Raw genomic sequence first — 12,255 nt, 5'->3', positions numbered from 1 at the left:
CGAAGCCGATGAATCAGCTCATCGCGACGAGTGATGGAATCGGACTTCGATTCCGGTAGCACAAGCGTTGGTTATTTGGCTTGCTCGGCCGTGTTATGGACGGCCTGGCCGCCCCTGGAAATATCCTCGCCCGCGCCCGCAACGGTGTTGCAGCCCGCGAGCAGAGCGGTACCGGCGATCAGAAACAAAGCAATGAATTGCATCATGTTGTCCTTCTTTCTCTTTTGTGGAATTTCGGTGACGGCAAGCGGTAGCGAGCCGAAACATGCGTGGGGCGCAGTGCCTATCCGACCCAGCGCGGATCAGTACGAGGTTTATCGTGGGCGAGACTTCGGCCAACTGCCGGGGGTCGAATTCACGCGCATTCACGCGCTCGTCTCGCTTTCGCGCCTGAACGGTGGCACCCATGGCCGCCGCGCCCGCAAGCTGTCGTTGAAGTGGCGCCAGCACGAGTGGCCGATTCAGGCTGCGTTGCTCCAGAACGAAGCAGGGGCGATGACGGCGGCCGCCAGAATCCAGGCGGCGTGGCGCGTTCTTGTGGCAGAGCCGTAGCTCATGAAATCGAATACCGATTCTGTGGACCGCCGACATACTGCTTCTTGGCGATTTCGAGAACCTTCTCGCGAAACTCGTCAAATACACCTAGCACCGACCGCTCGTCGGACCCGACGCCCGGTTGCAAATTTCGGAGCATGGCGTCGTCGACCATGAAGGTGATTTCGCGCGAATTGTCGTACCCCCAGAAGCATACGCAATGTCGGGAGGCATCGTAGCTGCGGCTGGGGTTGGGAAAATCAAGCACCGTGATCAGCTTTTGTCGCGCTGGGTCGAGTAGCGCCACTTACTGGCGCTGGAGTCGATCGTGGCGTAACTGATGCGTCTTTCCTCCGCTCTCAGAGCATCCGCCGTATTGAGTGTATGAGCACGCGTTTTGCGTTCGATGGCGTACTCGCTCTCACGGCCGGTTGCAGCCGAAGCAGGTTGGAGTTGTGATCGCATGATTGACCCCTGAAGCATGAGGTCGCGCATCGGCGACCGGTTCCCCCCACTGTATACCCTTTGGCTGACGCCGACGTTTTTATTTACCTGAAGTCCTGGAGGTGGTCTGATCCGCTACAGCGATCGCTACGCGGTCCGCGCCGCTGCAACTCCTCGCGATGCTCACCGACCAGTTCGCCGGTGGCAAATCATGTCGGGTCTGAATGAGCCCGCGAGGCATGCCAACCAGAACGGCAACGGCAATCCCCGGCATCAGAACTTGTGCCGGATCCCTGCCACTACGACCGTCTGGTTCTCACTGTTCGACGGCGAATACACGTAGACGTCAGCCGTCGCGCTATGGGCGTGCTGATAATCGGCGAAGAGATAGACGTCCGTACGCTTGGACAGGAAGTAGTCGACCCCGGCCTGAACCATGTTCCAGTGCGGCGCGAGGTTGTAGCCGCCGTACCGCCCCGACGTGTACACATAGCCCGTGGAGAGCGCGAGAGTCGGCGTAACGAACCACGACGCGTTGACGTCGAAGTTATCCAGATGCAGGCTCGTGTGATCAAGGTAGTCGTAGCGCACGTCGGTCGCCATGGCCGACAGCTTGACTTTCGAAAACAGATACTGGACACCGGCGCCATATTCTCGTTGCCGCTGCACGCCGACGGACGGATTCAATGGGCTCGTATGGAAGAGCAGAAACGGTGCACCCGCATAGTCGTCGGTCAGCGCGCCAGAACTGTTGCCGCCTACCCCAGGCCAGATCGTTCTGGAGATAGATTGCGGCAAATTTCAACTGGCCCCGATCATACGCGATCCCTGCGCTCATCGAGCGGTTCAGCGCCCATTCTCCCGCCGCGTTGCTCATCGCATACATCGCTTCGCCGCGCAGGCCGCCAACAACAGGGGTCTGGTATTTCCCGGAGTTGTTGTACCGGTAGCTGCCAAAGGCGTCGTCGTTGTCGCCGACATGAACGCCAAGACCGGTTGCCGCCACGGCGGACTCGAACTGGGTCAGATAGTCGAACGCGGGATCGTACTGCCGGCCAGCGGTAAGCGTACCGAACCGGTCGCTACTCAGGCCGAGGCTCGAACCCAGCTCGTAGCCGCTTTTGCGCATGATCTGCGGCAGCCAGGTACCGGGTCCGTACACCAGCATGATCGCCATGGACTGGGCGGCCTACAGGCAGAGAGTGCCGAACGCGTTGCGCTTCGAAAACACTTCGCGAAACACCTCCACAAACGTCGCACGCGACTCATCCCGACTCGCCACCTGTGCCGGCACGGCAACGCCGAGGCGCGCAGCCAGCTTGCCTGCTTGCGCCGAATGTCCGCTGGCCACGAGGAATTCCAGCGATTCGGGCAACCAGATCAGCAGTGCCGGCACGAACTGCAACGGCGTGGCTCCGATCGCGACCACCGCCCGCCAGCCGTACTGGTGCATATAGGCCATTCCGGACAGCGCGGACACGAGTGCGCCGAACGGATAGCCCGAATACATCAGCGCGAAGTTCAGGTTGCGCCGATGCGGCGGCGAGTACTCGACGGTCAGCGCGGCGGCCACAGAAATGACGCCGCCCAGTCCGAGTCCGCCGATGCCGCACACCAGCGCGAAAATGCCTGGCGTGGGTGCCCGGACAGCACCGGGCATCGACAGCGAAAACAGCATCACGCAGCCGATCAGCAACAGCTTGCGGCCGGTCAGATCGCTTGGCTGGTTCCAGCATTCGCCGTGGTGCTTCGCGGTGCACTACTACGAGTCGCGGCGTGGAAGTCGACTGCCGCAAACTCGCGCTGTTCAACGTGGATGGGAACGTCTATGCACTCGACGACCTCTGTACGCACGGACATGCGCGGCTCTCCGAAGGCGAGTTCGAGGGCCACGAAGTGGAGTGTCCGTTGCACGCCGGCGTGTTCGACGTGCGGACCGGCCGCGCAGTATGCGCGCCGCTCACCCGGGATGCACGCTGCCATGCCGTGAAAGTGGAACGCGGCGACGTCTTTATCGCAACCGGCATCGCTGCGGAACCACGGCCATGACGTTCGCCGCGCCCCGGCCTTACGCGCTGCATGCTCGCATGCAGGCCGCCAAACCTCGCATCGCGGTGATCGGCACCGGCGGCACCTTCGCCATGCATGCACGCGACCGGTTCGACTGGGTCGAATACGCCGAAAGCGGCGTCACCCACCCGATCGAGAAGCTGCTCGACGACCTGGGCGAACTCGGCAACGTAGCCGCTGCGGTCGAACTCGTGCCGATCCCGTTTCGCGCGCTCGGCAGCACGGCCATTACCCCAGCAGACTGGCTGGCGCTCGCCAGGCTGATCCGCGATACGGCAAACCGCGATCCGGATATCACCGGATTCGTCGTCACCCACGGCACGGCGACGTTGGAAGAGACCGCGTGGTTCCTCGACCTGACGCTCGACCTGCCTGTGCCCGTCGTCGTCACCGGCGCGCAGCGCCCGTCCAATACGGGCGGGCAGCGATGTGCCCGCCAATCTGCGCGGCGCGCTGGCCGTCGCCAGCGCCGCTTCGAACCGCCACGCGGGTGTGCTCGTCGTGACGGACAATCTCGTCTTCAGTGCGCGCGATGTGACCAAGGCCGCCAGCTTTGAACTCGCGGCATTCGAGGCGCCGCAATTCGGTCCGCTCGGCCGCGTGGAACCATCGGGCAAGGTGACCCTGCGTCGGCTGCCACCCGCCGCGCGAGCGCGCTTGCCGGTGGATCTCGATGCGATGCAGTCTCTGCCCCGCGTCGATATCGTGATGTCCTACGCCGGGGCGGATCGCGTGCCCGTCGATGCTTTCGTCGCTGCGGGCAGCCGGGGACTGGTCAGCGCCGGGCTGCTTCCCGGCAGGCCGGCAAACGGCGAAATGCAAGGGCTGGCGGACGCCGCGCGCGCTGGCGTGATCGTTGTACAGGCGACCCGCGCACCACGTGGCGTCGTGCCTTCGCAGGACTTCCTGCGGCGCTCCGGGATGCTCGCTGGCAGCGATCTCGCCGCGCCGAGGTTGCGAATCCTGCTGATGCTGATATTGACCTTCACGACCGATCCCGAAGCCGTTCAGCACTGGATCGACGAAGCGGCTGAAGCGGCGCGTACGCGCTTCCCGCACGGCAGAGGGGGGCCGACAATGCCAGATCGACATCGGGTTGCCGGCCTAGCGCGCGTCTCGCCCACGATTCGACGCGCTCGCCGGCCGCCGCGATCGGTGACGTCAGCCGCGAGATGAACGCGGTCGTCGGCGATACGATTTCGACGTTTTGCATCATGCCCGAGTCTTCATGATCGAGGATGTGGCAGTGCATGACGAACTCGCCGGTGAAGTCCTCGTAGCGTGTGCGCATCACGACCGTATAGCCGGGTTTGAGGTAGAGCGTGTCGAGAAACACCCCATGCAGCGTGCAGTATTCGAGGTCCCCGGTGGCAATTTCCTGGGCCGTGCAGGCGCCGTTCGTGTCGAAGATCGATACGCCGCCCGGATTCTGAATATCGACGATCTCGAACGGATTCACGTGAATATGGAATACGTGGCCGCCCGCCGGGCCCGCCGTCAGTCGCCATTCGTCTGTGCTGCCGAGCGTCGCCGTGTAGTCGACGCGCGACGGATCGTACGTCTCGCCGTTGATCGTGAACTGCGGCGCACCGCCCGAGACAGTCACGTCGAACACCGTCGGTGCCTTCACGTTGACAGGCCCCTCGATCGGCTGGTGCGGCGCGAAGACGTGCGTGTCGAGTTTGCGGAGATCCGCGAGGACGTCGGCGGGCAGGTCGGGGTTGGCGTCGACCAGACGATTGCGCACGTATTGCCAGTATTTCGAGTGACCGTCGCCGTCGGGCGTGTAGTCGGGAATGTTGGTGCCGGGGCCGACGCGGGCAAACGCCAGTAACCTCCGGTCTTTCACATTGCCCGCGTTCGGCCGATAGTTGATCGTCGCCGACGCCTCGGCCGCTTCGTCGAGCATGCAGTAGAGCCCCGGACGCGGGAACGCGACCAGCACGTCACTGCGATAGCCGGGATCCAGCGTCGTGACGTCCTTTTCGACCATTGCGTTGCGCGTGATGCCGTCCACGGCGATCTCGACCTGTTTCACGAGCTCGCCGCTGCAGAGGGTGTCGAGTGTCGTCGCCTGGCTCGCTTTGCTGCGTTTGCCAGCCAACAGCGCCGTTGCCTGCGCCGTCACGGCGTCGAGATCGGCTTCGCTATTGACGCCGTTCGTGCCGCCAGGCGCGGCAAGGTTGGCCCGTACGATCTTGAAGTTGATCGTGTCGCGATTGCCGCCGTGCACGAGCCGCAAACGCCGGATCTCGCCGGCCGGCACGCGGTCGTTCGCGGCGGGGAAGATCGGCTGCACTTTTCCGTTGATCTGCGTGTAGCGGCCCGAAATCGCCCACGTCGTGTTGAACTGGCCGGCGTAGCCGGGCCGTGGATCGGCAACGAACGCAAGCTGGTGCGTGTAGTTGCGCAGCTCGCCCACGGTCCCCTGCGGGCATATCCATTCGAATGTGGTCGGGTCCGCGAGCGGCGCCGCTGCTGGCGAGGAATTGTCGAAGCAACCATATTCGATCTGCTGGAACAGGAACACGTGCTCGCGAAACGGCACGTTGAACTGGCCGTCGCGAAGGATCGTATCGATGTCGGCGATGCCGTCGTTCGCCGCGCGCTGCGCCGCGGTGCGGTTGCCGCGCACGATCAGGACGCCTTCCATGCCGCTCGTGACGTCGATCGCTGTCGATCCGTGCTCGTGTGAGTGATACCAGAACGTTCCCGACGGGTGGTTGCGCGGTATCTGATAGGCGTAATCGAACGACGTGCCGGGCGGCAACTCCACGAAGACGTTGTCCGAGTGCCCCGACGGCGATACGTGCATGCCGTGCGTATGCAGGTTGACCGTGTTGAAGCAATGTGGGGTGTTATGAGCGGGGTTCGGCGGGCACGTCGCGGCCGATTCGGGCGGCAGGTGGTTCGCGAGGTGGACATTGAACTGGCCGCCTGGTGCGACGTTGATCGTCGGCCCCATGGGGCAGCCGTTGTAAGCGCGCATCTTCAGCGTGTCGTACGCATTTGTCGACGGATTGTAGAGCCGGTATGTGGCATAGCCGACATTGAGGGTCAGCGATGTAGTGCCGGCGAACGCGTAGACGCTGGCGCCGCAGTCGGGGTGCGCGAACAGCGGCGCGCTGGCGGTGCCGGCCGTGCCGGCTTGAATGGCGTTCGCCGGGTGACCGAGGTCGACGAACGAGCGCGCGTCGCCCGGCTGTTGACCGAGCGCCGGCAGCCAGCAGAACAACGCCGCGCACGCCGCAACGGCGGCGAACCATCGAGTGGACCGCATGATCGACCTCCGTCAGGCCGCAGGATGGGGACAAGGGGCGGGCGGCTGACGGCCGCCATCCGTGCCGGCGAGTATATTGGGCAACCGTCGTAACGAAATTAGGGCTGTCTATAAAGTACGAAGTATTGGCGCGTTTCCTCGTGCCGGCGCGCACATAGTGTGGCGCCTTCGCCCGCTTCCCCGGGATCGGACGAGGGCGCCAGCGCGGTCAACCGGAAGGCCGCGGTGCCATCTTTGCTATCCGCTTCCGGGTAGCCGGCTTGCGGGTTCGCAAAGGTTGCGCACGTAACCGGGACGCGGCGTGGCCCACGCTGCCGGCAACAGCTCGATGTGTACCTCGCTCCCGAGATCGCGGCAGCTTCCGTCAGCGTTCACTCGGGCAGCAGAAGGTGGGTAATGGCGGATTTAGGCGGACTGATCAATGGCGGCGCACGGTACGGGTTCTGAGGTCGGAGATCGCTTAGCCGATGAGGCGCCGCTGGTCGCCCAGGAACGAATGGCCGTTCAATCCCGCAGAGCGGCCGAACGTCTGGTGAGGTCGTGAACGGCCGGGAAGGGGGCGACTATGGAAGTTCGGTCTAGCCGCCTGCCGCGGCTTGCATCGCTGGCCTTGTGCTTCCGGAGTCGGCCAACTGGAGCCGTTCAGCTCAAACTCCAGCGTGTCCGCTTACAGGTCGACATAAGTCATTGCCATTCCCGCGCGCCTGCACAGCATGCAGACTGCGGCCTTAACTGTCAGAGGCCAGAACCTTGGGATTGGTCTCAACGTGCGCGGGCCGCGGCGTTCTAATTCCGTACAGGCATATCACGCTGCCGCACAACAGGAGCACCGCGGCGGTCATGATGGAAAGATGCATGCCTTGCATAAATCCATCATGACTGGTATCGCGTACGAAAAAACCGAACACCGCTACCCCTAACATGCCGCCGACCTGCCTCGCTGAGTTGAGTATTCCCGACGCGACACCGGAGCGGGAGGCATCTACAGATGACAGTGTGACGTTTGTCATGGTTGGCACCATCAGGGCAATGCCGCTTGCGGCAACGAGCATTGGCAGGACCAGCATCCAGTACGAACCGTTTGTGCTGACCGGCAACAGAAGCAGATAACCCGACGCGGCAATCACCATGCCGGCAATCATGAGTTTCTTTGCACCGATTCGGTTGAGCAGCCGGCCTGCCAGAATATTCACTCCCATTAGAACAGCTGTCATGGGCAAAAACGCGAGGCCGGTCCATTGAGCTGACAGGTTCTGCTCTATTTGAAAGAAGAGACTGAAAACAAAGATCAAACCGTAGTAAGCAAAGTTCACGATCACGCCGGCGACTGACGCCACAGAGAACGTAGCCGTTCGAAACAGCGACAATGGGAGCATCGGCTCCGTGCTTCGTGACTCCAGCCAAAGAAAAGCCAGGGTGGCAACCACTGAAAGCAGCAGCGCACCATAGACCAAAGGGTGACGCCAGCCGAGCCGGGCCGCTTCTGTAAGGCACACGGTCAATGCTACCAACGCGACAATAGCCGCCAGTTGGCCCGGAAGATCAATGCTTCGATTATGCGTAGATACGGCCGCTGCAGCGTGACGGAGAGTAAGTGCCACGCCCGCGACGCCGATAGGCAGGTTAATCAGGAAAATGCTGCGCCAACCCACGTGCGTTACCAGGAGGCCGCCCAAAACCGGTCCAGCGGCAAGCGCGATTCCTCCCGCAGCGCCCCACCAGCCCACAGCGCGGCTTCTTTGCTGCATATCCGGGAACGCCTGGCGCAGCATGGCCAGTGAATTGGGCACCAGCAGCGCGGCGCCAATGCCCTGTACGACGCGTGCCGCTACAAGAAGTGGCAATGAGTCGGCAATTCCACACCCGATCGATGCCAGCGTAAAGACTGCGAATCCTGCGGTGAAGATTCGCTTTGCGCCGAAGCGGTCGCCTAAAGCGCCTGTCGTGAGGAGTAGCGACGCAAACGCTAGCGTATATGCATTGACAACCCATTGCAGGCCGGTCACGTCGGTGGCGAAACGGGCTCGCAAGGCATCGAGCGCAACGTTGACAACGCTGACATCAAGCAAAACGACGACAAAGCCCAGTCCTGCGGCGGCGAGAGTACCGCGTTGATCGCGGCTCATGGGCATGTTCATGTGGAATAAACCGTGTCGGCTGAAGTAGCTCCAATGTTAGGCATATTGGCTGTGTGCGAATATTCCACATAACTGCACATCATCCTTGAGGAAATGCACAGATGTTCGATTGGGAAAACGTTCGCCATTTCCTGGCCGTCGCGCGCATCGGCACGTTGTCCGGCGCCGCTCGCAGCCTGAAGGTCGATCACGCGACGGTGAGCCGACGCTTGAGCGCGCTGGAGGACGAAATCAAGACGCGATTGATCGAACGCCTCCCCAGGGCTTGCAAGCTCACTCTGATTGGCCAGCGTGTGTTCGAACTGGCGCAGGGAATGGAAGAAGACGCGTACGCGATTGAGCGATTCGTGGATGCCAGCCGCTCTCCGTTGAGCGGTAAGGTCTCGCTGAGCGCACCGCCGGTGCTAGTGGCCCATTTTCTGGCGAAGCATCTCGCGGACTTTCGGCGCGTGCATCCCGGCGTGCAGTTATCTGTTTCGGGCGAGGCGCGGCAGATTTCCCTCAGTCGAAGGGAGGCGGATGTCGCTCTGAGACTGGTTCGGCCCGAGGAAGGGACCAGCGTCGTGCGCAAGCTAGGGCGTATGTCATTCGACCTATACGCCAGCAGGGACTATCCGCACCTGCATAATCCGTCTGCCTGGGAGTTCATCTCCTACGATGCCGGATTCACGGACATGCCACAGCAAAAGTGGTTGATGAGCGTTGCCAGGGGTAGACCAATCGCGTGCGAAATCAGCGATATTAATGGCCATCTGGCAGCAACTCAGGCAGGTGCTGGCGTGGCTGGCCTACCAGACTTCCTGGCGGATACCGATGCGAAGCTGCAACGTGTTGCATACGACGGTGAACCGTTTTCGCGGGATATTTGGCTGGCAGTCCATCGGGACCTGCGCCGGTCGCCACATGTACGCGCAGTCATGGATTTTTTGCTGAAGATCGTGAAGGAAAATCCCGCTTTCACGATAAGTGGTTAGAAAGCAAAGGTATGCGTCCCCGCTTGCGCTCAACGAAATAGGCAGGCCGCCGATCGCAAGATCGTACAAGCCACCCAAGTTCGGCTGGATTACCGTATTCTCCTTTTCAGGAAAAAACAGGGCTAGTCAGATCGTGACACGAAAAGTATTCTGGGACGAACCTTACCAAACAGCGCTGGACACAATCGTCAGTCAAGTGGACGGTGAGCAGGTGCAGGTCGAGGCGACGATATTTTTTGCCTTCTCTGGCGGCCAGGAAAGCGATTGTGGTTCACTTGCCGGATACCCGGTTATCAAGGCCGAAAAGCTTGGCCTGGAAATCGTTTATACCTTGCCGCACGACCATTCGCTAAGCGTGGGGGACTGCGTCACATGGCGCATTGACTGGGAGAGACGGTATCGATTGATGCGCCTGCACTTTGCCGCAGAAATGGTCTTGCAGTTGGTATATCGGCTGCGCCCGGGCATCGAGCGTATCGGCGCCCACATCGCGCAAGATAAGGCGCGCATCGATTTCGCGAGTGATGTCAGCCTCGCGCCGTTGTTTCCAGAGATTGAATCAGCGGCAGCAGATTTGACGGCACGCGACCTCGCTATCCTCACAGATTTCAGCGATGTCCAGACACAGCGAAGATACTGGAAAGTTGATGGCTTTGCGATGATGGCGTGTGGAGGCACGCATCCAAAATCGACTCACGAGATTGGTGCAGTGAAACTTAAACGCAAAAATACGGGTCGAGGAAAGGAGCGAATTGAGGTCATCCTGGTGGGATGACAAGCATGTTGGCATCCTGCCGGCTGAGCGTCCTTTGTTAACTTTAAGCCCGCCATTGAAGGGTCTCAATTCCACTGACCGAAAGGGGGCGTACAGCGTCCGCCGCCCACAGGCGCAGACTGATTTTGCTTCCGTTGAAAGGAGAATTGTGATGGAAGCGATCGGTATTGATCGTACGGCGCGCGCCGTGGAACAAAGGAAAGCTGACGGGCCAGAAGCCGCCACTGAAACTCAGGGAGATCTGGGCGATCCGTATCCGCCTGCAGTTGGCAGGGATGACTCACGATCTTGCGATGTTCAACCTTGCGATCGACAGCAAGTTGCGAGCATGCAATCTCACCAGAAGCGAGGTGCGCCCGGCAATGCCAGTTGCTCGCGCTCAATCATTACGCCGCGGCGCTTGCGACGGCGCCAACTCCACCAGACGAACCGTCAACGCTTCATTCTCGAGGTCCGGCTTCGCTTTGTAATGCTGCACGCTGCGAGAAAGCCCGACAAGCCGGCAGGCGCGGCGCTCGGAGATGTTGACCTTCTCCCGAATCGCCACCACTGCTTCGCGCTTGGCTTGCGGGCTCAGGGCTTTCCCTTGACGACAACCTTCAATGCTTCCATGTCGAGCATTACCTCGGCCAGCAGCTTCTTCAGCCGCGAGTTCTCAGCCTCCAGGTCTTTCAGCCGGCGTGCGTCCGAGACTTCCATGCCGGCAAACTTCGCGCGCCAGGTGTAAAACGAAGCATCATTGAACCCATGCTTCCTGCACAGTTCCTTGACCGGCATACCGGCCTCGGCTTCCTTCAGAAACCCGATGATTTGCTGTTCCGTAAAGCGCTTCTTCATGTTCGTCTTCTCCGAAAACGAACTTTACTAGACTCCGGATGGCGCTGTTTGCCGGGGGCAGGTCACAATTCTGAAGCAGAGCAATCTCAGAGAATTTAATCAGGTTCATGGCCCGCGAAGAATCTCTAATATACGATGTCGCTTTTTACTGAAGCCGGGTTCACTCCAGTTCCCGCAAGCTGTCGTGCAGCACTTCGACGCGCTGCAAATGGCTGTTGCTGCGATCGAGCACCCGCTCCGCGACCAGCGAGCAGATCAAATTGACCACCGCAGTCATACCGGCCTTGCTATCGAACAGCATCAGGCCGTCCGTGTGACAGCGGATCACCCAGCGCGCCAGTCGCGCGGGTTTGCCTGCAATCACATCCGACATATACACAACCGGCACGCCGGCCTCGGCCAGCGCGGCCGTCGCAAGTCCCACCGCCGGCACACGGCGGCGCAAGCCGATGACGATCGCGAGATCCTTCGCGTTCAGGTCGGCTAGATATTCGCCAATCGTGTCGCCGGGCGCGGGCAGTAACATCACGTCCGAACGGACCTGAATCAGCTCTCGCCGGATCATCGTGGCGACCGTATAGCTATGCCGGTAGCCAATGATCGCCACCCGCCGCGCCTGCGCGATGGCGTCGACCACTTCGCTTAGCACCTGCGTATCGAGCGAACGATAGGTGTTAGCCATGTTTTCGACTTCGTGTTGCAGATGCCTCTGGATCACATCGTCGAGTTTCGATCCCGCCGTTTTACGGCCTCTGTCCTGCAGATACAGCGGCGAACCGCCGACCTGTGCCGCGCGCGCAATCGCGCGGGCGTCGTCATAAGACGCATAGCCCAGCTTCTGGAAAAACCGCGTGGCGGTTGCCTTTGACACTTGCGCGCTGGACGCAAGTTCAGTGGCGGTTTGCATCGCCAGTTGCCCCGGCGCACTCAGAATCACGTCCGCAAGCCGCTGATCGATCTCGGACAGTTCGTCGTAGCACTCCGCAATCCGGCTTTCGATAGACGCTGGCGGTCGCTTCTCTTTTTTTGTTTGAGCGGTTGGCATTTGGGCGAATGGATAGGATGTTACACATCGTGGTGCGGTTTCGGCACCGCAAGCGTGCACGAAGACCTGCCTGCACGGCACGAGTGCATGGCGGTGCCGTGTGGTATGGGCTTCATTATAGGTCTGCGCGCACGAACGTGAAATGATTGTTTCTCTCA

Annotated in this window: 13 protein-coding genes and 3 pseudogenes; 7 read left to right on the top strand and 9 right to left on the bottom strand. The window is 61.1% G+C overall.

Going from position 1 to position 12,255, the window contains the following annotated elements; all coding sequences use genetic code 11:
- Positions 1-71 precede the first annotated feature (71 nt).
- Complete coding sequence (locus BXE_RS43000) at positions 72-206, bottom strand: entericidin A/B family lipoprotein (protein ID WP_040123601.1); 135 nt, start codon at positions 204-206, stop codon at positions 72-74.
- On the opposite strand from BXE_RS43000, the gene BXE_RS42995 reads away from it, so the two are divergent.
- On the top strand, positions 205-552 hold the full coding sequence (locus BXE_RS42995) for a hypothetical protein (RefSeq protein WP_040123602.1): 348 nt from the start codon (positions 205-207) through the stop codon (positions 550-552). The two genes, BXE_RS43000 and BXE_RS42995, sit on opposite strands and share 2 nt — an antisense overlap.
- 1 nt (position 553) lies before the next feature.
- Here BXE_RS42995 and BXE_RS42990 read toward each other — a convergent pair whose 3' ends face one another.
- From BXE_RS42990 to BXE_RS47780, 4 genes are all read right to left on the bottom strand, one after another.
- Positions 554-841, bottom strand: coding sequence for a DUF1488 domain-containing protein (locus BXE_RS42990; protein WP_011494420.1), 288 nt, complete (start codon positions 839-841; stop codon positions 554-556).
- Between the two features lie 410 nt (positions 842-1,251).
- Positions 1,252-1,647, bottom strand: coding sequence for a porin (locus BXE_RS48030; protein ID WP_081435660.1), 396 nt, complete (start codon positions 1,645-1,647; stop codon positions 1,252-1,254).
- Positions 1,550-2,155: a porin gene (locus BXE_RS48025; RefSeq protein ID WP_233518877.1), complete on the bottom strand. Its 606-nt coding sequence runs from the start codon at positions 2,153-2,155 to the stop codon at positions 1,550-1,552. Before BXE_RS48025 ends, BXE_RS48030 begins: the two co-directional genes overlap by 98 nt.
- Positions 2,156-2,167: 12 nt before the next feature.
- Positions 2,168-2,692 (bottom strand): MFS transporter, encoded by a 525-nt coding sequence (locus BXE_RS47780; RefSeq protein ID WP_272942406.1) that lies wholly within the window; start codon positions 2,690-2,692, stop codon positions 2,168-2,170.
- 62 nt (positions 2,693-2,754) lie between these two features.
- Here BXE_RS47780 and BXE_RS42975 point away from each other — a divergent pair, with 62 nt between their 5' ends.
- From BXE_RS42975 to BXE_RS47770, 3 genes and pseudogenes are all read left to right on the top strand, one after another.
- A complete protein-coding gene (locus BXE_RS42975; RefSeq protein ID WP_233518878.1) occupies positions 2,755-3,027 on the top strand; it encodes a non-heme iron oxygenase ferredoxin subunit in 273 nt (90 codons plus the stop codon).
- Positions 3,024-3,605: an asparaginase domain-containing protein gene (locus BXE_RS47775; protein ID WP_237712055.1), complete on the top strand. Its 582-nt coding sequence runs from the start codon at positions 3,024-3,026 to the stop codon at positions 3,603-3,605. The genes BXE_RS42975 and BXE_RS47775 overlap by 4 nt, the downstream gene beginning before the upstream one ends.
- A pseudogene (locus BXE_RS47770) lies at positions 3,490-4,005 on the top strand (asparaginase domain-containing protein); the annotation flags it as partial. The gene BXE_RS47775 and the pseudogene BXE_RS47770, both read left to right, overlap by 116 nt.
- A gap of 28 nt (positions 4,006-4,033) precedes the next feature.
- Here BXE_RS47770 and BXE_RS42965 read toward each other — a convergent pair.
- Both BXE_RS42965 and BXE_RS42960 read right to left on the bottom strand, forming a co-directional pair.
- A complete protein-coding gene (locus BXE_RS42965; RefSeq protein WP_011494419.1) occupies positions 4,034-6,328 on the bottom strand; it encodes a multicopper oxidase family protein in 2,295 nt (764 codons plus the stop codon).
- Between the two features lie 728 nt (positions 6,329-7,056).
- Positions 7,057-8,454: an MFS transporter gene (locus BXE_RS42960; RefSeq protein ID WP_237712054.1), complete on the bottom strand. Its 1,398-nt coding sequence runs from the start codon at positions 8,452-8,454 to the stop codon at positions 7,057-7,059.
- A 113-nt stretch (positions 8,455-8,567) separates the two neighbouring features.
- On the opposite strand from BXE_RS42960, the gene BXE_RS42955 reads away from it, so the two are divergent.
- The 3 genes and pseudogenes from BXE_RS42955 to BXE_RS47765 form a co-directional block, all read left to right on the top strand.
- Positions 8,568-9,440 carry a LysR family transcriptional regulator gene (locus BXE_RS42955; RefSeq protein ID WP_011494417.1) on the top strand — a complete coding sequence of 291 codons (873 nt, stop codon included), beginning with the start codon at positions 8,568-8,570 and terminating at the stop codon, positions 9,438-9,440.
- Positions 9,441-9,573: 133 nt separating this feature from the next.
- Positions 9,574-10,215 carry an alanyl-tRNA editing protein gene (locus BXE_RS42950; protein ID WP_011494416.1) on the top strand — a complete coding sequence of 214 codons (642 nt, stop codon included), beginning with the start codon at positions 9,574-9,576 and terminating at the stop codon, positions 10,213-10,215.
- A 151-nt stretch (positions 10,216-10,366) separates the two neighbouring features.
- Positions 10,367-10,571: pseudogene (locus tag BXE_RS47765) on the top strand (integrase); the annotation flags it as partial.
- 53 nt (positions 10,572-10,624) lie between these two features.
- Here the strand turns inward: BXE_RS47765 and BXE_RS46865 are convergent.
- Positions 10,625-11,052 (bottom strand): annotated as a pseudogene (locus BXE_RS46865) (transposase); the annotation flags it as partial.
- A 160-nt stretch (positions 11,053-11,212) separates the two neighbouring features.
- Entirely contained in the window at positions 11,213-12,097 is an 885-nt protein-coding gene (locus tag BXE_RS42935) for a MurR/RpiR family transcriptional regulator (protein ID WP_049782495.1), read from the bottom strand.
- Positions 12,098-12,255 lie beyond the last annotated feature (158 nt).

The sequence above is a fragment of the Paraburkholderia xenovorans LB400 genome (assembly GCF_000013645.1).
GTDB classification, from domain to species: Bacteria; Pseudomonadota; Gammaproteobacteria; order Burkholderiales; family Burkholderiaceae; genus Paraburkholderia; species Paraburkholderia xenovorans.
Note: the sequence above shows the minus strand (reverse complement) of the source record. Positions and strands in the feature narration are given on the sequence as shown.

Bases quoted from the DNA above. Each gene is read 5' to 3' on its own strand.
- BXE_RS48025 (WP_233518877.1), bottom strand. From the start codon at position 2,155: ATGGCGATCATGCTGGTGTACGGACCCGGTACCTGGCTGCCGCAGATC.
- BXE_RS42965 (WP_011494419.1), bottom strand. From the start codon at position 6,328: ATGCGGTCCACTCGATGGTTCGCCGCCGTTGCGGCGTGCGCGGCGTTG.
- BXE_RS42955 (WP_011494417.1), top strand. From the start codon at position 8,568: ATGTTCGATTGGGAAAACGTTCGCCATTTCCTGGCCGTCGCGCGCATC.
- BXE_RS47775 (WP_237712055.1), top strand. From the start codon at position 3,024: ATGACGTTCGCCGCGCCCCGGCCTTACGCGCTGCATGCTCGCATGCAG.
- BXE_RS42960 (WP_237712054.1), bottom strand. From the start codon at position 8,454: ATGAGCCGCGATCAACGCGGTACTCTCGCCGCCGCAGGACTGGGCTTT.
- BXE_RS42995 (WP_040123602.1), top strand. From the start codon at position 205: ATGTTGTCCTTCTTTCTCTTTTGTGGAATTTCGGTGACGGCAAGCGGT.
- BXE_RS42935 (WP_049782495.1), bottom strand. From the start codon at position 12,097: ATGCCAACCGCTCAAACAAAAAAAGAGAAGCGACCGCCAGCGTCTATC.
- BXE_RS43000 (WP_040123601.1), bottom strand. From the start codon at position 206: ATGATGCAATTCATTGCTTTGTTTCTGATCGCCGGTACCGCTCTGCTC.